Here is a 23,694-nt window from a genome sequence, read left to right on the forward strand (position 1 = left end):
AGTGGTTCAGTCGAGGAGGCGCTCGCGGAGCCGCTCGCGGGTCCCGGCGCTCACCTTGAGCCCCTCGGTGAGGTACGTGTCCACGTCGCCCCAGGTCTGCTCGATCGCCTCGTACGCCGCCGCCAGGTACTCGGCACGGGCGTCGAAGAGCGGGTCGAGGAGCTCCATGATCTCGGGCGGCGTCGCATGCGACGAGCTGTCGGAGCGGTGCACCTTGTAGCGGCGGTGCGACGCGCTCGACTCCAGGTAATCGGCCTCTATCGCATCGCGCTCGACGCCCACGGCGAGCAGCGTCACGGCTATGGAGAGGCCCGCGCGGTCCTTGCCCGCCGCGCAGTGCATCAGCGCGGGCACGCTGTCCTCGGCGAGGGCGTGCAGCACCTTGCTGTGCTCGGCGGTGCGCTCCTTGATGATCGTGCGGTACGCGGTCTCCATGCGGCCCGCGGCCCGGCCCTCGGAGAGGATCCCGCGCAGCTGGTCGAGGTCGCCGTCGCGCACCATCTTCCAGAACTCGGCGCCGTCGGCCGGGTCGGTCAGCGGCAGATTCACGTTGCGCACGCCCGGCAGCTCGACGTCGGGACCTTCGAGGCGCTGGTCGGCGGCGTTGCGGAAGTCGAAGACCGTGTGCAGTCCCAGCGAGGTGAGGAAGGCGGTGTCGGTCGCGGTGGCGTGCGCCAGGTGACCGCTGCGGAAGAGCACACCCGCGCGGACGCGCCGGCCGTCCCCTGTCGGGAGTCCGCCCACGTCCCGGAAATTGCGCACTCCGGTCAGCTCGGGTTCTGCCAGTTCTGTCGGCGGGACCTGCTGTGTCACGGGCTCTCCTCGGACTCTGCGGCCGGCGCGGCTCGCCGGTAGGTGCGTCTTTGACGATACGACATGGGTACCTGGGGCAATCACCCCTGCGCGGGAGCTACTCGCGGGCACCTCGACGGCCCCGCCCGGCCGCGTCGCGGAGCGCCATCTACCCTTCGGACGGCAGCTGGGCCCCGCCGAGGGGTTCGCCGGTCTCCAGGAGCGTCTTGAGGCTGGAGAGGATGGGCGGCCAGCCCTGGCTGCACATGGAGTGCAGGGTGCCGGCCGCGTCGAAGTCGTGCGTGACGGTCAGCTTGACCTGGTCGCCCTGCGGCTCCAGGTCGAAGGTGACCTTCGACCGGCGCTCGCTCGCGAGCTCCGCGCGCAGTTCCTCGCTGACGCCGTTGGCCTCGGCCCACTGGGTGCTGAAGGTGTGCCAGGTGTACGCGAGCCTGCGGTGCGGTTCGTGGACGAGGACGACCTGCTCGGGGTCCTCGGTGGTGGCCCCGGTCTCGGTCCAGGTCATCGGGGACCCGGGCGCCCAGTCGGTGCGGAAGCTCACGCCCCAGTACCGGTTGGTGAAGGCCGGGTCGGTCAGCGCCTGCCAGAGCTGCTCGGGTGTGGTGCGGATGTACGTCGTGTACACGAACGTCCTGCTGTCCATGGGGCTCTGCTCCAATGCTCTCTTCAGGTCCGCGAGGGCGTGCGCCCGGCCGCGGTCGAACTGGTTGATCCATCGCTCGGCGATGGCGTTGATCGGAGCGGCGTTCAGGTAGTGCAGCTTCTCCCGTCCCCGCCGCACCGTGGTCACCAGCTCGGCGTCCTCAAGCACCGCCAAGTGCTTGCTCACCGACTGGCGGGCCATGTCCAGTCCTGCGCACAGCTCCCGCAAGGTCTGTCCGTTGCGGTCCCGCAACCGGTCCAAGAGCTGCCGCCGACTCGGATCGGCCAACGCCTTGAAGGCCGCGTCCACCTTCTGTCACCCCCACCTCCAGTCATGCAGCCGAATGGCTGCCTGTCCATGATTGGCACCCAGATGGCTGCATGTCAATTCGGCAGCGGCACACTCCGGTGGGTGGTGGCGAGGGCGGCGGTGAGGTCGTCGGTGAGGTCGTCGGTGAGCGAGGTGTCCTGGTTCTCCGTGCTTGCCCAGGCGACGTGGCCGTCGGGGCGGATGAGGGCGGCGCGGATGCCGGACCAGTCGGCCGGGAGCAGGTGTGGGGTGCCGGTGTGCACGCGCAGGCCGGGCCGGGCGAGGTGGTGGAGGGGTTGGTCCGGACTGCCGGTGAGGTCGAGCAGCAGGTAGCCGTCGGCGCGCAGGAGGGAAAACAGGCTGGTGTCGCCGACGGCGAGGTCGTCGGCGCGGGTGCCGGTCAGTCGCCGGGCGTCGGGCGCGGTCGGCGGGTAGGCGACGGAGAGGGAACTGACCTGCGCGGCGAGCCGGTCGTTGAACTCGGGCAGGGTGGCGATCTGTTGGCTGAGCAGGCTGCGCAGGGCGAGCCCTTCCGGCGTGAAGGCGGTCATGAGGGCGATTTGGGCGCGGCTGGTCTCGGTGAGGTTGACGCCGACCGGGTGGCGTTCGGCGTGGTAGGTGTCCAGGAGGGTGTCGGGGGCCCAGCCGTTGAGGGTGGCGGCGAGCTTCCAGGCGAGGTTGGCGGCGTCCTGGATGCCGACGTTCATGCCGACTCCACCGGCGGGGAAGTGCTGGTGTGCGGCGTCACCGGCGAGGAAGACGCGGCCGTTGCGGTACTGAACGGCCAGGCGGGTGGCGTTGCCGAAGCGGGAGAGCCAGACCGGGTCGCGCATGCCGAAGTCGGTCCCGGCCATGGTGATGACGTTCTCGCGCAGTTCCTCCAGGGTCAGGTCGCCGGGCCAGGTGGTGGTGAGGTCGCGGGGGGTGATGCCGACCAGGCGGTGGAGACCGCCGGGCATCGGGGCGGCCATCAGGGTGCCGGCCGTGCCGAAGTTGCCGTGGCCGGGGGCCGGGGGCTCGTCGAGGACGACGTCGCCGAGCCAGCCGAGCACGGTGGACGGCGTGCCGGGGAAGTCGATGTCGGCCGCGTTGCGCACGGTGCTGCGCGCGCCGTCGCAGCCCACCAAATAGGCCGCCTCCATGGTGAGCGGGCCGTTAGGAGCCTGGATCCGCACGCGGACGCTGTCAGGCCCCTCGCTGTCGGGCCCCTCGCTCAGTCCTGTGACCTCGTGACCTCGCAGGATGGTCGCCCCCAGTTCAAGAGCCTGCTCCTCGAGCAGGGCTTCGGTGCGCTCCTGCGGCAGGGCGAGCGTGTAAGGGAAGGGGCTGGGCAGGCGGCGGAAGTCCAGCCGGGAATCCAGTGCGCCGAAGTGCCCGCCGGGCAGCGGTATGCCCTCGGTGATGAAGGGGGTGTGCACGCCGCGGGAGGCGAACGTCTCGATGGTGCGGGGATGCACGGTCAGGGCGCGGGAGCGGGTGTCGCGCTCGGTGCGCTTTTCGATGACCGCGACGGTGATGCCGCAGCGGCGCAGTTCGGCGGCCAGCCACAGGCCCACGGGCCCGCCTCCGGCGACGACGACCTGGTAGTCCATGCTTCTTCTCCTTCATTCGGCGTCTTGGTCAGTGACCAGGAACTCAGTCGAAGTAAACTAGGTCAGTGACCAAGAAGCAAGGCAGGGAAGACGACGCCACAGGCCAGCTCACGCGCGCGGCCGTGGTCAGTGCCGCACTGCGGGTCCTTGAGGACAGGGGACTGGAGGGCTTGTCGACCCGGGCGGTGGCCGACAGCCTGGGGGTGCGCATGAACACCGTCCTGTGGCACGTGAAGACCAAGGCGCGCATGCTGGAGCTCATGGCCGACGCGGTCGTGGGCGAAGTCGGCTATACGGACCTGCCCTCCCCGCCGCGGCACCGGGCGCGGGAACTGGCCCGCAGGTACCGGCGAGCGCTGCTCGCGCACCGCGACGGCGCCGCCCTGGTGACCGGGACCTACTCCGCCGAGCCGCACACCCTGCGTTTCGCCGACCGCCTCATCGGCGCCCTGCTTGAAGCGGGAGCGGACGAGGAGCAGGCGGCCTGGACGGCATGGACGGTCATCTACTTCCTCCTGGGCCTCGTCCAGGAGGAACAGGCCGCGCCCGACCAGTTCGACGACAGGCTGGACCGGGCCGTGGACGCCGGTACGTACCCAGCGCTGCACCGGGTCGCCGCGCACATGCGCCAGGATGCCTTCGAGGACCGCTTCACCTTCGGCCTCGACGCGATTCTGGCCCGCCTGCCCGAGTAGAACGAGCCGGTCGCTTCACCGAAAGGTGGATCCTGCACTTATTCCGAGTTGAACGAATCTTGACCGGTGGCTTATCTCACGCACCGTCAACCCCTCCCTACGGTGGCGTAGGTCACTTAGAGAGGTGAAGGATGTTATCCCGTGAGCGCAGAGTCGACATCCTTCATCAAACACCCCATCAACAACGGCGTATTCAACTCCTACGCAGCGCTCGGCGACAGCTTCACCGAGGGCGTGGGTGACGCGGGTCCCGACGGGGCCTTCGTCGGCTGGGCCGACCGCCTCGCCGTCCTCCTGGACGACCGGGTGCCCGAGCACACCTTCCGCTACGCCAACCTCGCCGTCCGCGGCAAGCTCCTCGACCAGGTCGTCGAGGACCAGCTGCCGCGCGCCAAAGAACTCGCCCCCGACCTGGTGACGTTCTGCGCCGGGGGCAACGACATCATCCGTCCCGGCACCGATCCCGACGAGGTCGCCGAGCGCTTCGAGCGGGCGGTCGCCGACCTCTCGTCGGCGGTCGGCACGGTCATGGTGACCACCGGCTTCGACACCCGCGGCGTCGCGGTGCTCAAGCACCTGCGGGGCAAGATCGCCACGTACAACATGCACGTCCGTGCCATCGCCGACCGGTACGGCTGCCCCGTGCTCGACCTGTGGTCCCTCAGGACCGTGCAGGACCGCAGGGCCTGGGACGGTGACCGGCTGCACCTCTCCGCGGAGGGGCACACGCGCGTGGCGCTCCGTGCCGGTCAGGTCCTGGGCCTCGACGTGCCCGCGGACCCCGACCAGGCGTGGCCGCCACTGCCGCCGCGCGGCACGCTTGAGGTGCGGCGCGACGACATCCACTGGGCGCGCGAGTACCTGGTGCCGTGGATCGGGCGGCGCATCCGGGGCGAGAGCTCGGGCGACCACGTGGTGGCGAAGGGCTTCCGCAACCCGCACACCATCAAGATGCAGATCGAGGCCGCCTCCTGAACAGCGGCGACCGCATCGATTCCACGAAAACCGGAGGCGCCCCGTCCGCGGGGCGCCTCCGGTGTGTGGCCCGCCCTTACCGCGCCCCGTACCGGGCCAGCGACTCCGTGATCTCGGCCAGTGCCGCGGGATCCTCGATCGTCGCCGGTACGGCGTAGTCGCGGCCGCCCGCGATGGCCCGGACCGTTCCGCGCAGGATCTTCCCCGAGCGGGTCTTGGGCAGGCGCGGCACCGGCACCACACGACGCGGCGTGGCGACGGCGCCGATCCGGCTCCGCACCAGCGCGCGCAGCTCCGCCTCGACCTCGGCGGCCGGGCGGTCCACGCCCTGGCGCAGCACGACCAGGCCGAGCGGCAGCTCGCCCTTCAGGTCGTCCGCGACGCCGACCACCGCGCACTCCGCCACATCCGGATGGTCGGCGAGCACCTCCTCCATGGCGCCGGTGGACAGCCGGTGCCCCGCGACATTGATGACGTCGTCGAGGCGGCCCATCACGAAGACGTACCCGTCCGCGTCGATCCGCCCGCCGTCCCCCGACAGGTAGTGGCCGGGGAAGCGGCTCAGGTACGTGGCGGCGAACCGCTCGTCGTCGCCGTGCAGCGTGGTGAGGCTGCCCGGCGGGAGCGGCAGCCGCAGGGCCAGTGTGCCGTCCGTCCCCGGCGGGCACGGCTCGCCCGCCTCGTCCAGGACCCGCAGGTCCCAGCCGGGCATCGGCCTGCCGGGCGATCCCGCCTTCACGGGCAGTGCCTCGATGCCGAGCGGGTTGGCCACGATGGGCCAGCCGGTCTCGGTCTGCCACCAGTGGTCGACGACGGGGATGTCCAGGAGCCCGTGCGCCCAGTGGTAGGTGTCGGGGTCCAGACGCTCGCCCGCCAGGAAGAGGGTGCGCAGCGAGGACAGGTCCCGCCCGGCGGCGTGCTCGCCCCGGGGGTCGTCCCGCCTGATGGCGCGGATCGCCGTGGGCGCGGTGAACAGAGTGCGCACCCGGTGCTGTTCGACGACCCGCCAGAACGCCCCCGCGTCCGGGGTGCCGACCGGCTTGCCCTCGTACAGAAGCGTGGTGCAGCCGGCGAGCAGCGGGGCGTACACGATGTACGAGTGCCCGACGACCCAACCCACGTCGGACGCGGTCCAGAACACCTCGCCGGGCCGGGCGTCGTAGATGTGCTCCATGCTCCAGCGCAGCGCCACGGCATGCCCGCCGTTGTCGCGGACCACGCCCTTGGGGGCGCCCGTGGTGCCGGAGGTGCAGAGGATGTAGAGCGGGTCGGTGGCCGCCACCGGCACGCAGTCCGCGGCGGGTGCCGAGCGGAGCGTGCTCGCCCAGTCGAGGTCGCGCCCGGCCCGCAACTCCGCCTCCGCCCGCGGCCGCTGGAGGATCACGCACGCGTCCGGGCGGTGCGCGCACCGGTCCAGGGCGGCGTCGAGCAGCGGCTTGTACGCGATGACGCGGTCACCCTCGATGCCGCAGGACGCGGAGAGCACCACCTTGGGTCGTACGTGATCGATCCTGGCGGCCAGTTCGGGCGCCGCGAAGCCGCCGAAGACGACGCAGTGCACGGCGCCGACGCGGGCGCACGCGAGCATCGCGACGGCCGCCTCGGGGACCATCGGCAGGTAGAGGACGACGGTGTCGCCCTTGCCGACGCCGAGCGCGGTGAGCATCCCGGCGGTGCGGGCCACCTCGTCGAGCAGTTCGCGGTACGTGAAGGTGCGGACCGAGCCGGTGACCGGGCTGTCGTGGATGAGCGCCGTGCGGTCGCCGTGACCGGCCAGGACATGGCGGTCCAGGGCGTTGTGACAGGTGTTCAGCTCACCGCCCGCGAACCAGCGGGGCGCGGCCGGGGCGTCCGCGTCGAGGACCGCGGCCGGCGGGACGAACCAGTCGACGGCCTCGGCCGCACGGCCCCAGAAGGCCGTCGGATCGAGGAGGCTCTCTCGGTAGGCGCTCTCGTAACTCGTCGGCCTGGGCAACCGGTCACTCCGATCGTCGGGTGCGGCGGGATCTCGGGGCGAACGCCCGTCATCGTAAACGGAGACCCGGCCGAAGGACCCCGGCGGACGTGGCAGGGGTCTCGGCCGCCCGCCCAGCACTCGCCCCGTGCCGGTGGACATAATGGAGAGGCCTATCCACCCCCCTCAGGAGGTCCCGTGTCCCGGTCCCTGATCCCCGGGCTCCGCTCGCTGCGCACCGCCCCCTTCGGCGCGGATCCCGCAGGTGCCCGGCTGGCCCGGATCCGCAGATCCCCGCATTACTCCGTGTCCGAGGGATCCTTCCAGAACCCCGAGGGCGCCCGGACCCGGCCGACCGGCTCAAGCCTGGAGTTCGCCAAGGTCTACTTCCGCAAGGAGGAGCGGCTGCGCCGCGGCCCGGCGGGCACGATCCCGGTGCACCCCACGACCCTCGCCGACCTCGCCAAGCCGCCTGCCGACGGCCTTCGGGTCACCTGGATGGGTCACTCCACCGTCCTGGTGGAGATCGACGGGCACCGGGTGCTCTTCGACCCGGTGTGGGGCGAGCGGTGTTCGCCGTTCTCCTTCGCCGGGCCCAAGCGGCTGCACCCGGTGCCGGTACCGCTTGCGGCGCTCGGTCCGGTCGACGCCGTGGTGATCTCGCACGACCACTACGACCACCTGGACATGCCCACCATCAAGGCGCTGGCCGGCACCGACACGGTGTTCGCGGTCCCGCTCGGCGTCGGCGCCCACCTGGAGCGGTGGGGCGTACCGGCGGACCGGCTGCGCGAGCTGGACTGGAACGAGACGGCGAAGGTGGGCGGACTGAGCCTGACCGCCACCCCGGCGCGGCACTTCTGCGGCCGGGGACTGCGCAACCAGCAGCACACGCTGTGGGCGTCCTGGGTGGTGGCGGGGCCGGAGCACCGCGTCTACCACAGCGGCGACACCGGGTACTTCTCCGGCTTCGCCGACATCGGCGCGGAACACGGCCCTTTCGACGCCACGATGATCCAGATCGGCGCGTATTCGGAGTGGTGGCCCGACATCCACATGACGCCCGACGAGGGCATGCGGGCCCACTTGGACCTGCAGGGCGGCCGTCCGCAGGGCGTGCTGCTGCCGATCCACTGGGGGACGTTCAACCTCGCCCCGCACGCCTGGTCGGAGCCGGGCGAGGGCACCGTCGCGGCGGCGCGCCGGGCGGGCGCCACGGTCGCGCTGCCCTGCCCCGGTGAGCCCTTCGAGCCCGGGGCGGAGTCCGTGCCGGGCGCCCTGTGGTGGCGCGGGGTGGCGGTGACGCCGCACGGCGGCTGGCCCGGGGCACCGACGCTGGTCGTCCGCTCGGTCGCGGGGCCCACCTCGGACAGCGGGGACAGCGGGGAGCACGAGACGACGTCCGTCGGGTAGCGCGGGGGCCGCAGGTCGGCGCTCACGTCGCTCAGGCGGCGCGTGCGCGGTGCCGACGGACCGCGTCGCGGTTGGCGCAGCGCTGGGAGCAGTAGCGCTGCCGCCCCGTACGGGAGGTGTCGGCGAAGACCGTGGTGCACTCGGTCACGGCGCACCGCCGCAGCCGGTGCATGCCGCGGCCCGCCAGGTGCAGCGCGGTGCCGACGGAGATCAGAGAGAAGAGCAGCGCGCCGAGCGGCTGGCGGGCGTCGCGGTAGTGCAGGTGCCAGCCGCTGCCCGCGTGGTCGGTCAGCCGCGGATAGGCGGCGGCCGACGCCAGCATGGCGTTGACCAGCTCGGCGCGCTCGTGTTCTCCGGTGGCGTCGACCACCTTCTCCCAGGCGTCCAGGGTGCTGTGGGTGTGCGCCACGTCCTCGGGCGTGACGGGCCGTTCCAGGGTCAGGCCCGCGGCGACGCAGCGGTCCGCGAGCTCCTGGGCGTCGGCCGGGCGGTGGTTGGCGAGGTCGGCGGCCAGGTTCACGGCGCCCTCGCCGTAAGGGTTGAGGTGCATAAGGCCATTACAGCAGCCTGACCGCCATGAGTCACCGCTTCGCACGCACCGGCCGGTACCGCTGGGTCGTCCTCGGCATCACCACCTTCACCCAGGCCGCCTCCAGCTTCTTCGTGGCGGGCATCGGGGCGACGGGCATCCACTTCCAGCGCGCGATGGAGCTGAGCACGGCGCAGGTGGGGCTGCTGCTCTCGGCGGCCCAGCTGGTCCCGTTGATCGGTCTGCCGGTCGCCGGTGAGCTCCTGGACCGCTACAACGAACGCTGGGTCGTCGGCGCGGGCGCCTGCGTGGTCGCGACCGGCCTCGCCCTGGGGAGCGCGGCGCCCGGATACGTGTCCCTGCTGCTCGCGCTGCTGGTCGTCGGCGCGGGGTACAGCACCGCGCAGCCGGGCGGGAGCAAGTCGGTGGCTTCGTGGTTCGACGCCTCCCGGCGCGGGTTCGCGATGGGAGTCCGGCAGGCCGGTCTGCCCCTGGGCGGCGCCCTCGCCGCGGCCACGCTGCCGGTGCTCGCCGTGGCCCGCGGCGTGAGGGCGACGCTGGTGGCGGGTGGCCTCGTCGCGCTGCTCGGCGCGATCGTCTTCACGGCCCTCTACCGTCCGCCGCCGGGCGTGCCCTCCTTCCGGGGCGGCACGGAGCCGCGCACCCCGCGGCCCGGCGGCCGGCTCCGCATGCTGCGGGAACCGGCCATGGCCAGGATCATGCTGTCGGGCGTCAGCCTGGTCTCGTTGCAGGGTGGCATCCTCCTGCTGACCGTGCTCCACCTGCACGGCACCGCGTCGATGGGAACCGGCTCCGCGGCCCTCGTCCTGACGGCGGTGCAGGGAGCGGGCGTCGCGGGCCGGATCTGCCTGGCGGCCTGGAGCGACCGGGCCCGCGCCGGGCGGTACGCCTGCGTCCTGGTCTGCCTCGCCGCCGTGACCGCCGGGGCGGTGGCTCTGACGACGCCGCTCGGCCGGTCGCCGGTCGCCGCCTCCTGTCTCTTCGTGTGGCTCGGCTTCTTCGGCATCGGCTGGTACGGACCCTGGGTTGCCCATGTCGTCGAGTCGGCACCGGCGGGCAGGACGGGGTTCGCCCTCGGCCTCGCCATGTCCGTCAACCAGATCGCGGTCGTCCTGGCGCCGCCCGCCCTCGGTCTCCTCGCCGACCTCACGCACGGTTTCGGCGCGGCCTGGGGCGCCCTCGCGGCACTCACCGCCGTCGCCCTGGCGGCAACGGTCAGGGGCGGGTTCCGTCGTCCCTCCGACGAGAGCCGCCCCCCGTACGAGATATGAATCGGACCTGCGTACGAGGCGAATCGGACCCCCGTGCGAGATGTCATACCAGAGCGGGACGCTGCACCGCTGACTTTGTCAACTGCCCACCGCACATGATGCGTTGCCGACTACCGTGTGTGGCCGTCGGGCGACGCAGGGATCACGACGCAGGGCTGACGTCGCGACCTGCCGGCCGGCACGGCGATGCCGCAAGCACGCCGCAAAGGGGGATCGGGCCGACCGCTGGACCCTCGTCGCCACGTACCGAGGACGCAGATGTCTCACCTACGCGCACCGGCCGCCCGTACAGACCGCCGTGAGGGCGGCCGGCACGGCAGGCCAGGCAGCCGCAGCGCCACCGCACTGCCCGAGACCCACATACGGCCGCAGCTCCTGCGCATCGCGGTGCTGCCCGCCGTCGCCGTGGGCCTGAGCGCTTGCGCGGCCGTGCTGTTCACCCTGCGCTCGACCGGCGCCAGGCCGGGACCGGCCCTGCTCGCCGTCCTCACCGCGGCCGCCCTGGTCGGCCTCGCGGGCATCGTGACCGCCGCCGTCGCCGCCGAGCGCGCCGCGAAGTCCCTGCACGACAGGGTCGGCGCGCTGCGCCGCAGCACCGCGCGCGGCCAGGCCGAACTGCGCTCCGTCCTCGAACAGTTGCGCCGCGGCGACCAGCCGCCGACGCCGGGGACGCCGACACGGGCCAGAGCGGGCGGCGACGAGTTCGACCAGCTCGCCGACGAACTGACCCGCGCCCAGGACGTCGCCGTCGGCGCCGTCGTACAGGCCTCCCAGCTCTCCAGCCAGGCTGGCAGCGAACAGAAGGTCGAGGTCTTCGTCAATCTCGCCCGGCGGCTGCAGTCGCTCGTGCACCGCGAGATCTCCCTGCTCGACGAGTTGGAGAACGAGGTCGAGGACCCCGAACTGCTCAAGGGCCTCTTCCACGTCGACCACCTCGCCACCCGCATCCGACGGCACGCCGAGAACCTCGCCGTGCTCGGCGGCGCCGTCTCGCGCCGCCAGTGGAGCAACCCCGTCTCCATGACCGAGGTCATGCGCTCGGCCATCGCCGAGGTCGAGCAGTACTCGCGGGTCAAACTGGTGCCCCCGATCGAGGGCACCCTGCGCGGGCACGCCGTCGCCGACGTCATCCACCTGCTCGCCGAACTCGTCGAGAACGCCACGGTGTTCTCCGCGCCGCACACCCAGGTCCTGCTGCGCGCCAACGCCGTGACCGCGGGGATCGCCGTCGAGGTCGAGGACCGCGGCCTCGGCATGCCCGTCACCGAGCAGAACAAGATGAACCGGCTGCTCACCGACCCCGACCAGGTCAACGTCGCGCACCTGCTGCAGGACGGCCGCATCGGACTCTTCGTGGTCGCCGCGCTCGCCCGCAGGCACAGCGTCGCGGTGCGGCTGCAGACCAACATCTACGGCGGCGTCCAGGCCGTACTGATCCTGCCGCAGGAGCTGTTGGGCGCCGAACAGCAGGCGGAGCCCGCCACCCTGGGCCGCCCGGCAGCGGAGGAGGCGGCGAGAGGCGCCACAGGGGAGACGGGGGAGACGGGGGACACGGGGGACACGAGGGATACGGCAGGCCACCGAGTCGTACGGGGTGACGCACCCGACGCCGCCCCGGTGTGGCCGACCGCCGCCCCCCGGACGGAACCCCGCCCCGCTCCCGGCCCGCGACCCGACCCGGCGCCCCACCCGGAACCAGCGCCGCCCGCCCCCGTGGTCACCCCCTACCGCCCCCGCACCACGAACGGCACCGCCCCCGCCCCCCTCCCCGTACGCGGCTCCCGTCAGGACCGCCCGACGCCCGCCGACGCCACCCCCGGCATCCGGCCCGAGGACCGGCAGGCAGCCGCCGAGCACGCCGCGGCCCCGCCCACCCCGCTCGGCGGCGCCGTCCGCGGCCGCGTCGGCAGACCGCAACTCCCCAAGCGGCGCGCCCAGGAACACCTCGCACCCCAGCTGCGCGACTCCCCGGCGCCGCGGCCCGACGCCGGACACGTCGGCCACGACCCGGGCCTGATGGCGGCGTTCCAGCGCGGCATCGGCCTCGCCCAGGCGCAGGACGCCCGCGAACCCACCCCGCGGGAGCACGAGGTCGGCGCCCCCCACGACGGACGAGGACAAGGCGGCTGACCAGCACCGGCAGGCCCGGCACCCCCCACCACCTCTGCCCCGGCAGACCTACGTACGTTCGTACCTCAAGGAGTCGATCCACCATGGCGAGCGATGCGCCGACCGGCCATGCATCCGATCTCGACTGGCTGATGAGCGGACTCGTGCAGCGCGTGCCGCACACCCACAGCGCGGTCCTGCTCTCCTCCGACGGACTCGTGAAGTCGGTGCACGGCCTCGACCCGGACAGCGCCGACCACATGGCGGCCCTCGCCTCGGGGCTCTACTCGCTCGGGCGCAGCGCGGGCATCCGCTTCGGCGACGGCGGGGACGTCCGGCAGGTCGTCGTGGAGCTGGACTCCACCCTCCTGTTCGTCTCGACCGCGGGTTCGGGCACCTGTCTGGCCGTGCTCGCCGGGCGCGACGCCGACGCGGCCGTCCTCGGCTACGAGATGGCGATGCTGGTCAAGAGCGTGCGCCCGTATCTGATCACCGCCCCCCGGCAGCCGGCCGGCGAACCCGCGTCGATGAGGCGCTGACCATGGCGGCCCCGCACGACGGGCCCTGGCTCGACGACGCCGCCGGGCGGCTCGTCCGCCCCTACACGGTCAGCAACGGACGGACCAGACCGAGCAGCCAACTCGACCTGCTCTCCCTGGTGATGTCGACTGGATCCACCCCGCTCGGCTACCTCGGGCCCGAGCACTCCACGGCCCTCGGCCTGTGCGAGGCGCCCACCTCCGTCGCCGAGATCGCGGCCCAGCTGAAGCTGCCCGCGGTCGTGGCCAAAGTGATCCTCTCGGATCTCCTCGATTCCGGGGCCCTCACCCAGAAGGCCCCGGATTCTTACCACAACCCCACTGACCGGTCTTTGTTGGAGGCAGTGCTCGATGGACTACGACGACAGCTCTGACCCCTTCCCCACCGCACTCAAGATCCTGGTCGCCGGTGGCTTCGGGGTCGGCAAGACGACCTTCGTGGGCGCGGTCAGCGAGATCGCGCCGCTGAGCACCGAGGAGCTGCTGACCACCGTCAGTGAAGGCACCGACGACCTGTCGGGCGTGGAGAACAAGACCACCACCACCGTCGCCATGGACTTCGGACGGATCACGCTCGACCCGGAGCACGTGCTGTACCTCTTCGGCACACCGGGGCAGGAGCGGTTCTGGTTCATGTGGGACGAGCTCTCCGAAGGGGCCCTCGGCGCGGTGGTGCTCGCCGACACCCGCCGCCTCGAGGACTGCTTCGCCGCCGTGGACTTCTTCGAACAGCGCGGCATGGGCTTCATCGTGGCGATCAACGAATTCGACGGTGCCTACCGATACGAACCCGAGGAGGTGCGGTCCGCGATCGACCTCGACCCTCACGTGCCCGTCGTGCGCTGCGACGCACGGATCTCGAGCTCCGGCATCCAGACGCTCCTCATCCTCGTCAAACACCTCCTCAACCATGCCCCGGCGCCGAGCTACGGAGCCCACACGTGATGTACGACCCGACCGGGCACCTGCTCCTCACCCCCGTCGACAAGGAGGCTCCCGCGCGGGTACGGCGGCTGCGGGGACTCGGCATCGGGCAGTACCCCGAACCGGCCTTCGACATCTTCGCCGAACGGCTCGCCGAGCTGACCGGCGCGCCCTGCGCCATGGTCAACTTCATCGACGAGGAACGGCAGTTCTTCGCCGGACTGCACGCCCCGCACGGCACCCTCGTCGCCGCCGAGCCGTCCGCCGTGCCGTCCGCCGGGCCCGCCGCGGGCGGCGAGGCGCGCCGCTACATGGCCCGCGACCACGGGTACTGCCCGCACGTCGTGGTGCGCCGCAAGGCCCTCGTCCTGGAGGACGTCCGTGACTATCCGCGGTTCGCGGGCAACCCCGTGGTGGACGAGAGCGGCATCCGCTCGTACCTCGGCGCGCCCCTGATCGACCACACGGGGATCGCCCTCGGCACGGTCTGTGTCGTGGACGTCGAGCCGCGCCGCTGGGGCACGGCGGGGCTCGACACGATCAAGCGCATGGCCGCGGAGCTGGTCGAGCAGATCCACCGGCGGGAGGCGGGCGGGATCTGACCCGGTCCGGCAGGTCCGCTCCGCTCAGAGGTCGAGTTCGGTTCCGTCCGGGAAGCGGACGCGGATGCGGTCGGCGTCCACAGCGCACGTGACGGACTCGCGCAGCGCCCGTGGGCGGACCGCGTCCTGCGACAGGGCGACCAGGGTGACGTGGACGCTGCCGCCGCCGGGGTGGGACGCCGATGTCAGGAACGGCGTCGCGGAGTGCGGCCCGTACGCGTTCGCCGCCACCTCGCGGGCGACGCCTGCCTCCTCGTCCCAGCCGTACAGGCCGACGACCGCGCTGGTCAGGCCGGTGGTCGTACGGGTGAGGGCCCAGCCGGGCCCCTGTTCGGCGTGCGGCTGCGTATCGTCGGCGACCGCGTGCCCGCCCTCGCGGACCCTCGCGCCCGCGGGCGCCCGCACCCGGTGCACGCGGATCTCCCACGGCCCGTGCAGCGCGCTCGTCGTCTCGATGGTGAACTCCTCCTCCCCGCCGGGGAACCGGGCCTCGTGGCGGGAGGCGGCCACCCGGCCCGAGCAGCTCAGCGGGTGGATGCGGCGGCGGCGCGAGGCCGTGCCGTCCGGGGCGAGGAGTGCCAGGTGGTTGTCGACGGCGCGGTCCCAGGCGCGGGGTGCGGTCTCCGGGGCGGTCGCCGTCGAGTAGGCGAACTTGGCGTAGTGCGGGTCGTCCTGGGCGGGACCTTCGGGGAGGTTGTGGTCGCTGCCGTGGTTGACCAGGCGGACGATGCCGTCGTGCCGGGTGCCGTGCAGCAGCCAGCCGGGCTGCGGGAGCGCCGTGTACTGGTCGGACTCCTCGACGGGCAGCGGGAGTTCGCGTTCCGTCCACACCGGGTGGCCGGCGGGCAGCAGCAGGCCCAGGAAGCCCTTGCTCGACCAGTACGGGGAGGCCGGGCCCGAGTAGGCCTGCGTCGCGGGCAGGAACGTCCCGTACCAGCCGAGCGGCAAGAGCCCGCGCTCGTCGGGGACACCGCGCTCGACGAAGTGGCGTGCGGCGCCGGAGGCGAGGCGCCGGGTCAGGCCGGGCGCGAGCGGGGTGCAGTCGGCGAGGGCGCCCATCCAGACGGGCGCGGCGGCCGCGAAGCGGTAGGTCAGGGAACGGCCCTGGTGGACGGGGGCGCCGTCGCCGCCGAAGAAGTGCGGGTAGGTGGTGAGGAACTGGGCGAGGCGTTCGCGGTACACCTTGGCGCGGCCGCCGTCCTCGTCGCCTGCCATTCGCGCCCACAGCAGCGGGTACAGGTGCATCGCCCAGCCGATGTAGTAGTCGAAGTTCCGCCCGTCGCCGTCGCTGTACCAGCCGTCGCCGCGGTACCAGTCCTCGATGCGGTCCAGGCCGCCGTCGATGTCCGACCTGCTGTACGGGGCACCCACCGAGGCGAGGAACTGCTCGGAGACCACCTGGAAGAGCCGCCAGTTGTTGTCCCAGGTCTTCCCGCCGACGAAGCCGGAGAACCAGTCGACGACCCGCTCCTGGACCCGGCCGTCGAGCGTGTCCCAGATCCAGGGACGCGTCTCGTGCAGCCCGATGGCGATCGACGCGGCCTCCACCATCTGCTGCGAGCAGTCGGTGAGTCGGGGCCAAGCCTCGCCGCTCTCCCGGTCGGTGCCCGTCGTCAGACCCCGCGCGTACCGCTCGATCAGGCGGGGGTCGACGTCGCCGCCCGCCCCCGCGATCCGGAAGGCGGCGAGCAGGAACGACCGCGCGTACCCCTCGAGACCGTCCGACACGACCCCCGACCAGCTGTTGCGGCCCGGCAGCCGGTACTGCGCGAACCCCGGTGTCGCATACGGGACGAGCGCCTCCAACTGCCGGTCGGCGAGCGCCTCCCAGTGCGCCCGGGTCCAGCCGGTGAGCGGGGACCGGAGTCGGTCGGTGGGCGGCAGGGACAGGTGTGGTGCGGGCATGGGCCGGGTGGCTCCTCGGCGGCGCGGGCGAGCAAGGCGACGCAGTCGTTCGCGGCCTTGGCGGGGAGGTGGTACCGGGACAGCGGTACCGGGACAGCATGTAAGCGGTTGCTATGCCGCGCAAGGGGCCGAGGGGAAATCACGGGCAATCACGGGGAGTCACGGGGGTCACGGGGAATCACGGGGAATCGCGTTCGTCAGGGTGTCGAGTTCCGCTGCGAGCTCGGGGTGGGCGGCGGTCAGGTGGGGGCGGGCGGCGCTCAGGGGCTGGAGGAGGGCGGCGGGGTCGTCGTGGGCGAGGGCGGCGTGCAGTTGGCCGAGCGGCTGCCCGGCGGCGGCCGGCAGGTCGATGAGGGCGGTGATCCGGCCTGCGAGGCGGCGCAGGTCGGCGGCGTTGCGGCGGGCCTGGGCGGAGGCGGTGCGTTCGGCGGCCCGGGCTTCGCGGGTGGCCTGGACGCGTTGTTCGCCGGTGGTTCCGGCGCCCCCCGGCCGATTGCGCAGGTAGCGGCGTTCGGCGGCCTGGCGGCTGGCGACGCCGAGGGGGTGGGCGAGGTCGGCCCAACTGGCTCCCGCGTCTCGGGCCGTCTCGATCAGCCCGGTCTCCCAGCCTGCGAGTTGCTCACGCACCTGCCGCAGAAGCAGCAGGGAGGCCAGGGCCTGTTCCGGACCGGGCCCGGCGTCGGCGGCACCGGGTGAGCTCGGCGCCGTTTGCGCGGCGTCGTGCAGAGCGTCGTCCATGGCCTCCAGGGCCGCGGCGGCGGCGAGGAACGAGGCCGGGCTCTGTTCGTCGGCACTGGACGGAGTCGGCCGGTCGGCTGCTGTCACGGGCACCTCCTGCGGTGTGTCATCGACTGGATGACATCGTGGTTGTCATCCATTGGATGACATGCTACAACGGATTCCGCGAAGCGCATTGGCAGCGACTGCCCTGACCCACTGGAGGTGTTTTCACGATGTTGATGCGCACTGACCCCTTCCGTGAACTGGACCGGCTGGCACAGCAGCTGCTGGGCCCGGGTACCTGGTCGCGGCCTTCCCCCATGCCGATGGACGCCTACCGCGAGGGCGACCGGTTCGTGGTGGCCTTCGACCTGCCCGGCGTCAGCGCGGACGCGATCGACATCGACGTCGAGCGGAACATGCTGACGGTCAAGGCCGAACGCCGCCCGGTGGTCAAGGCCGACGACGTGCACATGGAGCTGTCCGAGCGGCCGCTGGGCGCCTTCTCGCGCCAGATCGTGCTGGCCGACACGCTGGACACCGAGCGCATCGAGGCCGACTACGACGCCGGGGTGCTCACCCTGCGCATCCCGATCGCCGAGCGCGCCAAGCCCCGCAAGATCACCATCGGCGAGGGAGCCGACCGCAAGGAGATCTCCGGCTGAGCCGGAGCTCCACGAGCTGAACAGTCGACCGGCCGCTGCTCTCAGTAGTGATCGGTGGCCATCAATGGCGGAGGGCGGATGCCCGATCTCCCCCTCGCTCGCCCCGCCCTCCGCCCCTTCTTCTCCGCCCGTGCACCGGCACCACTGCCTCGGTGACAGGCGACGACAGAAAGGCAATGACCGCAGTGATGCCCGACCGGCGTGTAACCGTCCAGCACACATCCGCCACGGCGTACGAGGCGTACGAGGCATACGAGCAGTTGCTGGAGAAGGTTCGCTACGAAGGTGCCTACCCCACCCGGGAGAGGGCCGAGGAAGCCGTCCGCCTCGTCCTCGGCGGGCTCGGGCGCCAGCTCACGGGCGACGAGCGTGTCGAACTGGCCGCCCGCCTGCCCTTCGAAGCCGCAGACGTCCTTGCCGCACAGGTCCCCGACGTCGAGCCCCTGACCGGTTGGGGCTTCGTCAAAGACCTCGCCGCCCGCAGCGGCGCCACCCCGGCCACCACCCGCTGGGACACCGGCGCCGTCCTCGGGCCCGTCGCGACCTTGGCAGGACCCGACCTCGTCACCCGCATCCTGGGTCAACTCCCGTCCGGATACGCGCTGTTGTTCGGCCGCGCCGAACTCGTCCAGGCCGCATAGAGCCAGGCCGAATCCCGAACCCCGAACCCCGAACCCCGAACCCCGAACCCGGTTCCGCGTGTCGAAGGAAGGAGCAGGAAAGTCCAAGCAGTCGGGTCCTTTTGGGTGTTGACGTGGGAAGTAAGCGGTTACTACTTTGCCGCCCCATGGCTGAGAAAAGGACCCGAACCGTGCGTGCCGCCATCGCGACGGCAGCCGCGGCCGCCACCCTCGCGCTCGCCGCCCCCGCCCATGCGGCCCCTCCCGTCCCCGCTCCGGGCGCGGACGGCGTGGGCGACCCGCTGTATCCGACGCTCGGCAACGGCGGCTACGACGTCCGCCACTACGACCTCTCCTTCGACTTCACGCCCGTGACGTACGACTTCGGCGCCACCATGAGGATCCGGGCGAGAGCCACCCAGGACCTGTCCTCGTTCAACCTCGACGTCGACTCGCTCGCCATCGACCGGATCACCGTGAACGGCGCGCCCGCCACCTGGGCCACGGCCCCCGGCAAGACCGGCCAGGAGCTCACCGTCACCCCCGCCCGCCCCCTGCGTGACCACCACTCCTTCGACGTCGAGGTCACCTATCACGGCAACGGGAAGACGAAGCCCGTCGGCCTGCCCGGCTGGCGTCACATGTCCGACGGCGGGTTCGCCTCGGCCGCCCAGGCGTCCCGCGCCGACACCTTCGCGCCCGTCAACGACCACCCCTCCGACAAGGCGACGTGGACCTTCCACCTCACCGCGCCGAAGGGCTGGACCCCCGCCGCCAACGGCAACCTCACCGGCAGGCGCAAGGTCCCCGGCGCCAAGGAGACCTGGGATTTCGCGCTCAAATCTCCGATGGCTCCGGAGCTGTTGGGCATCTCCGTCAACAAGCAGACCTACGTGTACGGGCGCGGGCCGCACGGCGTGCGACTGCGCCACCTCGTGCCCGAGGACCAGGTGGCGAAGTACCGCCCGGTCGTCGAGGAGACCGGCGGGCAGCTCGCCTGGCTGGAGAAGACCCTCGGCGTGCGCTACCCCTTCGACACGTACGGCGTGCAGATCGTGCGCGACGGCTACGGCGACGCGCTGGAGAACCAGACCCTCTCCCTCTTCGGACCCGGCTGGTTCGAAAGCCCCACGTACTCCACGACGATGGTCCACGAACTGACCCACCAGTGGTTCGGCGACTCGGTCACCCCCGCCACCTGGCAGGACGCCTGGCTGAACGAGGGGCCCGCCGTGTTCTACGCGGCCGTGTGGGCGGAACAGCAGGGCTTCGAGCCCGTCGAGGGGAAGATGAAGGCCGCGTACGACGAGCTCGACGCGGTCCGCAAGGCCGAAGGACCGCCCGGGAAGCCGACCGGGCTCGGCGGCTTCAACATCTACGACGGCGCCGCCGTCTCCCTCTACGCCCTCCGGCAGCAGATCGGACAGGGCGAGTTCGACGCCGTCATGAAGGCGTGGCTGACCGGGCACCGGCACGGCAACGCCTCGACCGTGGACTTCATCGACAACGCCGTGCGGGTGACGGGCGACGCGTCCGTCGGCACCTTCCTGCGCCACTGGCTCTTCGACCTCGACAACCCGCCCATGCCCGGCCATCCGGACTGGGGCGGCGTGCATTCGTAGTGCACATATCTCGACACGGGCCGGGGCGGCCGGATAGATAAGGATCAAGCTCACCACAACACGGCTCAAGGACACCCGCGCAAGAACGCTCGATCAAGCACACCCGCGCAAGCGCACTCGATCAAGCACACCCGCAACACCGGCACAAGCGAAGGAAGTTCCATGACCGACCTCCGTCTCGGCGTTCTCGGCTTCGGACTGCGAGGCTCGCTGGCCCGCACCGCCCACCGGCCGGATGCGGGCTCACGCGTCACCGCGCTGGCCGAACACGACGCCGCGGCCCGGGCCGAGGCGGCCACGGCCTTCCCCGGCGCGCTGATATCCGGCGACCACCGCAAGGTCGTCGAGGACCCGGACGTCGACGCGATCGTCGTCCTCACCCCCGACCACACGCACGCGGAGCTCGCCTGCGAGGCACTGCGCGCGGGCAAGCCCGTCTTCGTCGAGAAGCCCCTGGAAATCGGCATCGAGGCATGCGACGAGATCCTGCGGACCGCGTACGAGACGGGCACCCGGCTGTACGTCGGGCACAACATGCGCCACATGCCCGTGGTCCGGCTGATGCGCGACATCATCGAACGCGGCGAGATCGGCGAGGTCAAGACGGTCTGGGTGCGCCACTTCGTCGGCTACGGAGGCGACTGGTACTTCAAGGACTGGCACGCCGAACGGCAGTACACCACCGGCCTGTTGCTACAGAAGGCCGCCCACGACATCGACGTCCTGCACTGGCTCGGACGCGGCTACACGCGCCAGGTGCAGGCCCTCGGCGACCTCATGGTCTACGGCGACAACCCGCACCGCCGCGCGCCGGGCGAGCCGAAGACCGACGACTGGTACACCGAGGACGGCCACTGGCCGCCGCACACCCAGCGCGGCCTCAACGCCGTCATCGACGTCGAGGACGTGTCCCTGGTCAACATGCGCCTCGACAACGGCGTGCTCGCCGCCTACCAGCAGTGCCACTTCACGCCCGACTACTGGCGCAACTACACCGTCATCGGCGACGCGGGCCGCCTCGAGAACTTCGGCGACGGCCCCGGCTCCGCGGTGAAGGTGTGGAACGCGCGCCGGTCGGGCTACCGGAGCGAGGCGGACGCCGAGTACCTGGTGCCGGACGCCGAGGACGACGGGGGGCACGGCGGCGCCGACCCGCTGCTCATCGACGAGTTCGTACGTTTCGCCCGCGAGGGAGGGCGCACCGACACCTCGCCGGTCGCGGCGCGCATGGCGGTGGCGGCGGGCGTCAGGGCGACCCAGTCGCTGCGGGACGGCGGCACGCCGCGCGAGGTACCGGCGCTCGACCCGGAGCTGATCGCCTACTTCGAACGCGGCCAGACCCGCTGAACCGCGGGGCCTGAAGGAAAGCTGCGGCGGCGCTTAAGAAATCCTCGATGGACCCGGGCGCCGCCGTAGGGAAGATTCCTGTCCCGTCGGGGGAAGAAACGACGTACGACGGGAGCCGTAGCGGTGAAGGCGCTGGTCAAGGAGAAGGCAGAGCCGGGTCTCAGCCTGAAGGACGTGCCGGAGCCGGTGATCGGCCACGGCGACGTCCTGATCAAGGTGCTCCGCACCGGGATCTGCGGTACCGATCTGCACATCCGGGCCTGGGACGGCTGGGCGCAGCAGTCGATCAGCGCGCCGCTGGTGGTCGGTCACGAGTTCGTCGGCGAGGTCGTCGAGGTGGGCCGTGACGTCGCCGACATCACCTCCGGTGACCTGGTCAGCGGCGAGGGCCACCTGGTCTGCGGCAAGTGCCGTAACTGTCTGGCCGGACGGCGCCACCTCTGCCGCGCCACGGTCGGCCTCGGCGTCGGACGGGACGGGGCCTTCGCGGAGTACGTGGCCCTGCCCGCGGGCAACGTATGGGTCCACCGCGTCCCCGTCGACCTCGACGTGGCCGCGATATTCGACCCGTTCGGCAACGCCGTGCACACGGCCCTGTCCTTCCCGCTGGTCGGCGAGGACGTGCTGATCACCGGCGCCGGACCCATCGGCCTGATGGCGGCGGCCGTCGCCCGGCACGCGGGGGCGCGCAACGTCGTGGTCACCGACGTCAGCGAGGAGCGCCTCGAACTGGCCCGCAAGGTCGGCGTCAGCCTCGCCCTGAACGTCGCGGACTCCACGATCGCCGACGGCCAGCGCGTGCTCGGCCTGCGCGAGGGCTTCGACGTCGGTCTGGAGATGTCCGGCAACCCCCGCGCGATGCGCGACATGGTCGCCAACCTGACCCACGGCGGCAAGATCGCCATGCTCGGCCTGCCCGCCGAGGACTTCGCCGTCGACTGGGCGCGGATCGTCACCTCGATGATCACCATCAAGGGCATCTACGGCCGCGAGATGTTCGAGACCTGGTACGCGATGTCGGTGCTGCTCGAAGGCGGCCTCGACCTGGCGCCCGTCATCACCGGCCGGTACGGCCACCGCGACTTCGAGGCCGCTTTCGACGACGCGGCGAGCGGCCGCGGCGGCAAGGTCATCCTCGACTGGACCTCCTGAGCCTGTCTTCCCTGAACCTCCCGGCGCACGCCCCGATGGCAACCCCCTAAGGATTTCCGCATGTTCGACTCCGTACGCGAAGACCTCCAGGCCACCCTCGACGAGATCCGCGCCGCCGGCCTGCACAAGCCCGAGCGCGTCATCGGCACCCCGCAGTCCGCGACCGTCGCCGTCACCGCGGGAGGCCGCCCCGGCGAGGTCCTGAACTTCTGCGCGAACAACTACCTCGGCCTCGCCGACCACCCCGACGTCGTCGCCGCCGCGCACGAGGCCCTGGACCGCTGGGGCTACGGCATGGCCTCCGTCCGCTTCATCTGCGGCACGCAGGAGGTGCACAAGGAGCTGGAGGCGCGCCTGTCCGCCTTCCTGGGCCAGGAGGACACGATCCTCTACTCCTCGTGCTTCGACGCCAACGGAGGCGTCTTCGAGACGCTGCTCGGCGCCGAGGACGCGGTCATCTCCGACGCCCTCAACCACGCGTCGATCATCGACGGCATCCGCCTGTCGAAGGCGCGCCGCTTCCGCTACGCCAACCGCGACATGGCCGACCTCGAGCAGCAGCTCAAGGAGGCCACCGAGGGCGGCGCCCGGCGCAAACTGATCGTCACCGACGGCGTCTTCTCCATGGACGGCTACGTCGCCCCGCTGGCGGAGATCTGCGACCTCGCCGAGCGCTACGACGCCATGGTCATGGTCGACGACTCGCACGCCGTCGGCTTCGTGGGCCCCGGCGGCCGCGGCACCCCCGAGCTGCACGGCGTCATGGACCGCGTCGACATCATCACGGGCACGCTGGGCAAGGCCCTCGGCGGCGCCTCCGGCGGTTACGTCGCGGCCCGCGCCGAGATCGTCGCCCTGCTGCGCCAGCGCTCGCGCCCGTACCTCTTCTCGAACACCCTCGCCCCGGTGATCGCGGCGGCCTCGCTGAAGGTCCTCGACCTCCTGGAGTCGGCCGGTGACCTGCGGGAACACCTCGCCGCGAACACCGCCTTGTTCCGCTCGCGGATGACCGAGGAGGGCTTCGACATCCTCCCCGGCGACCACGCCATCGCGCCGGTGATGATCGGCGACGCGTCCGTCGCGGGCCGCATGGCCGAGCTGCTCCTGGAGCGCGGCGTCTACGTGATCGGCTTCTCCTACCCGGTGGTGCCGCAGGGCAAGGCGCGCATCCGCGTCCAGCTGTCGGCCGCGCACTCGACGGAGGACGTGAACCGGGCGGTCGACGCGTTCGTCGCCGCGCGGGCCGAGCTGCAGGGGTAGTCAGGGGTAAGTCG

At 71.9% G+C, this 23,694-nt stretch carries 22 protein-coding genes; 15 read left to right on the top strand and 7 right to left on the bottom strand.

The window, feature by feature from the left end; genetic code table 11:
• Positions 1 to 6: 6 nt before the first annotated feature.
• The 3 genes from ABZ953_RS25275 to ABZ953_RS25285 all read right to left on the bottom strand — a co-directional run bounded on the left by ABZ953_RS25275 (position 7) and on the right by ABZ953_RS25285 (position 3,357).
• Positions 7 to 813 (bottom strand): tyrosine-protein phosphatase, encoded by an 807-nt coding sequence (locus ABZ953_RS25275; protein WP_361727610.1) that lies wholly within the window; start codon positions 811 to 813, stop codon positions 7 to 9.
• Positions 814 to 961: 148 nt separating this feature from the next.
• Positions 962 to 1,765, bottom strand: coding sequence for a metalloregulator ArsR/SmtB family transcription factor (locus ABZ953_RS25280; RefSeq protein WP_361727612.1), 804 nt, complete (start codon positions 1,763 to 1,765; stop codon positions 962 to 964).
• 74 nt (positions 1,766 to 1,839) lie between these two features.
• Positions 1,840 to 3,357 (bottom strand): FAD-dependent monooxygenase, encoded by a 1,518-nt coding sequence (locus ABZ953_RS25285; protein ID WP_361727614.1) that lies wholly within the window; start codon positions 3,355 to 3,357, stop codon positions 1,840 to 1,842.
• A 65-nt stretch (positions 3,358 to 3,422) separates the two neighbouring features.
• Here ABZ953_RS25285 and ABZ953_RS25290 point away from each other — a divergent pair, with 65 nt between their 5' ends.
• Both ABZ953_RS25290 and ABZ953_RS25295 read left to right on the top strand, forming a co-directional pair.
• Positions 3,423 to 4,052 carry a TetR/AcrR family transcriptional regulator C-terminal domain-containing protein gene (locus tag ABZ953_RS25290; protein WP_361727616.1) on the top strand — a complete coding sequence of 210 codons (630 nt, stop codon included), beginning with the start codon at positions 3,423 to 3,425 and terminating at the stop codon, positions 4,050 to 4,052.
• Positions 4,053 to 4,193: 141 nt separating this feature from the next.
• On the top strand, positions 4,194 to 5,027 hold the full coding sequence (locus ABZ953_RS25295; RefSeq protein WP_361727618.1) for an SGNH/GDSL hydrolase family protein: 834 nt from the start codon (positions 4,194 to 4,196) through the stop codon (positions 5,025 to 5,027).
• A 76-nt stretch (positions 5,028 to 5,103) separates the two neighbouring features.
• Here ABZ953_RS25295 and ABZ953_RS25300 read toward each other — a convergent pair whose 3' ends face one another.
• Positions 5,104 to 7,002, bottom strand: coding sequence for a propionyl-CoA synthetase (locus tag ABZ953_RS25300; RefSeq protein ID WP_361727620.1), 1,899 nt, complete (start codon positions 7,000 to 7,002; stop codon positions 5,104 to 5,106).
• Positions 7,003 to 7,179: 177 nt separating this feature from the next.
• On the opposite strand from ABZ953_RS25300, the gene ABZ953_RS25305 reads away from it, so the two are divergent.
• Positions 7,180 to 8,394 (top strand): MBL fold metallo-hydrolase, encoded by a 1,215-nt coding sequence (locus ABZ953_RS25305; protein WP_361727621.1) that lies wholly within the window; start codon positions 7,180 to 7,182, stop codon positions 8,392 to 8,394.
• Between the two features lie 31 nt (positions 8,395 to 8,425).
• Here the strand turns inward: ABZ953_RS25305 and ABZ953_RS25310 are convergent, their stop codons facing one another.
• Positions 8,426 to 8,944: a CGNR zinc finger domain-containing protein gene (locus tag ABZ953_RS25310; protein ID WP_361727623.1), complete on the bottom strand. Its 519-nt coding sequence runs from the start codon at positions 8,942 to 8,944 to the stop codon at positions 8,426 to 8,428.
• Positions 8,945 to 8,970: 26 nt separating this feature from the next.
• On the opposite strand from ABZ953_RS25310, the gene ABZ953_RS25315 reads away from it, so the two are divergent.
• The 6 genes from ABZ953_RS25315 (at position 8,971) to ABZ953_RS25340 (ending at position 14,389) form a co-directional block, all read left to right on the top strand.
• Positions 8,971 to 10,215 (top strand): MFS transporter, encoded by a 1,245-nt coding sequence (locus ABZ953_RS25315; RefSeq protein ID WP_361727625.1) that lies wholly within the window; start codon positions 8,971 to 8,973, stop codon positions 10,213 to 10,215.
• A 258-nt stretch (positions 10,216 to 10,473) separates the two neighbouring features.
• Entirely contained in the window at positions 10,474 to 12,345 is a 1,872-nt protein-coding gene (locus ABZ953_RS25320) for an ATP-binding protein (RefSeq protein WP_361727627.1), read from the top strand.
• Positions 12,346 to 12,428: 83 nt separating this feature from the next.
• Positions 12,429 to 12,863 carry a roadblock/LC7 domain-containing protein gene (locus ABZ953_RS25325; RefSeq protein WP_361727629.1) on the top strand — a complete coding sequence of 145 codons (435 nt, stop codon included), beginning with the start codon at positions 12,429 to 12,431 and terminating at the stop codon, positions 12,861 to 12,863.
• A gap of 2 nt (positions 12,864 to 12,865) precedes the next feature.
• Positions 12,866 to 13,237: a DUF742 domain-containing protein gene (locus ABZ953_RS25330; RefSeq protein WP_361727631.1), complete on the top strand. Its 372-nt coding sequence runs from the start codon at positions 12,866 to 12,868 to the stop codon at positions 13,235 to 13,237.
• Positions 13,215 to 13,808: an ATP/GTP-binding protein gene (locus ABZ953_RS25335; RefSeq protein ID WP_361727633.1), complete on the top strand. Its 594-nt coding sequence runs from the start codon at positions 13,215 to 13,217 to the stop codon at positions 13,806 to 13,808. The genes ABZ953_RS25330 and ABZ953_RS25335 overlap by 23 nt, the downstream gene beginning before the upstream one ends.
• A complete protein-coding gene (locus ABZ953_RS25340; RefSeq protein ID WP_361727635.1) occupies positions 13,805 to 14,389 on the top strand; it encodes a GAF domain-containing protein in 585 nt (194 codons plus the stop codon). The genes ABZ953_RS25335 and ABZ953_RS25340 overlap by 4 nt, the downstream gene beginning before the upstream one ends.
• Positions 14,390 to 14,413: 24 nt before the next feature.
• On the opposite strand, the gene ABZ953_RS25345 is transcribed toward ABZ953_RS25340, so the two are convergent.
• Positions 14,414 to 16,294 (bottom strand): DUF2264 domain-containing protein, encoded by a 1,881-nt coding sequence (locus ABZ953_RS25345; RefSeq protein ID WP_361727637.1) that lies wholly within the window; start codon positions 16,292 to 16,294, stop codon positions 14,414 to 14,416.
• 168 nt (positions 16,295 to 16,462) lie between these two features.
• Complete coding sequence (locus ABZ953_RS25350) at positions 16,463 to 17,119, bottom strand: type III effector protein (protein WP_361727639.1); 657 nt, start codon at positions 17,117 to 17,119, stop codon at positions 16,463 to 16,465.
• A gap of 128 nt (positions 17,120 to 17,247) precedes the next feature.
• Here ABZ953_RS25350 and ABZ953_RS25355 point away from each other — a divergent pair, with 128 nt between their 5' ends.
• The 6 genes from ABZ953_RS25355 (at position 17,248) to ABZ953_RS25380 (ending at position 23,680) form a co-directional block, all read left to right on the top strand.
• A complete protein-coding gene (locus ABZ953_RS25355; RefSeq protein ID WP_361727641.1) occupies positions 17,248 to 17,679 on the top strand; it encodes an Hsp20/alpha crystallin family protein in 432 nt (143 codons plus the stop codon).
• A gap of 188 nt (positions 17,680 to 17,867) precedes the next feature.
• Positions 17,868 to 18,320, top strand: a complete 453-nt coding sequence (locus ABZ953_RS25360) for a DUF2267 domain-containing protein (protein WP_361727764.1) — start codon at positions 17,868 to 17,870, stop codon at positions 18,318 to 18,320.
• 170 nt (positions 18,321 to 18,490) lie between these two features.
• A complete protein-coding gene (locus ABZ953_RS25365) occupies positions 18,491 to 19,921 on the top strand; it encodes a M1 family metallopeptidase (RefSeq protein WP_361727643.1) in 1,431 nt (476 codons plus the stop codon).
• A gap of 162 nt (positions 19,922 to 20,083) precedes the next feature.
• A complete protein-coding gene (locus tag ABZ953_RS25370; protein ID WP_361727645.1) occupies positions 20,084 to 21,268 on the top strand; it encodes a Gfo/Idh/MocA family oxidoreductase in 1,185 nt (394 codons plus the stop codon).
• A gap of 123 nt (positions 21,269 to 21,391) precedes the next feature.
• On the top strand, positions 21,392 to 22,420 hold the full coding sequence (gene tdh, locus ABZ953_RS25375; RefSeq protein ID WP_361727646.1) for an L-threonine 3-dehydrogenase: 1,029 nt from the start codon (positions 21,392 to 21,394) through the stop codon (positions 22,418 to 22,420).
• A 60-nt stretch (positions 22,421 to 22,480) separates the two neighbouring features.
• Positions 22,481 to 23,680 (top strand): glycine C-acetyltransferase, encoded by a 1,200-nt coding sequence (locus ABZ953_RS25380; protein ID WP_361727648.1) that lies wholly within the window; start codon positions 22,481 to 22,483, stop codon positions 23,678 to 23,680.
• The last annotated feature ends 14 nt before the right edge of the window (positions 23,681 to 23,694 follow it).

Source organism: Streptomyces sp. NPDC046465 (genome assembly GCF_040646035.1).
GTDB lineage: Bacteria > Actinomycetota > Actinomycetes > Streptomycetales > Streptomycetaceae > Streptomyces.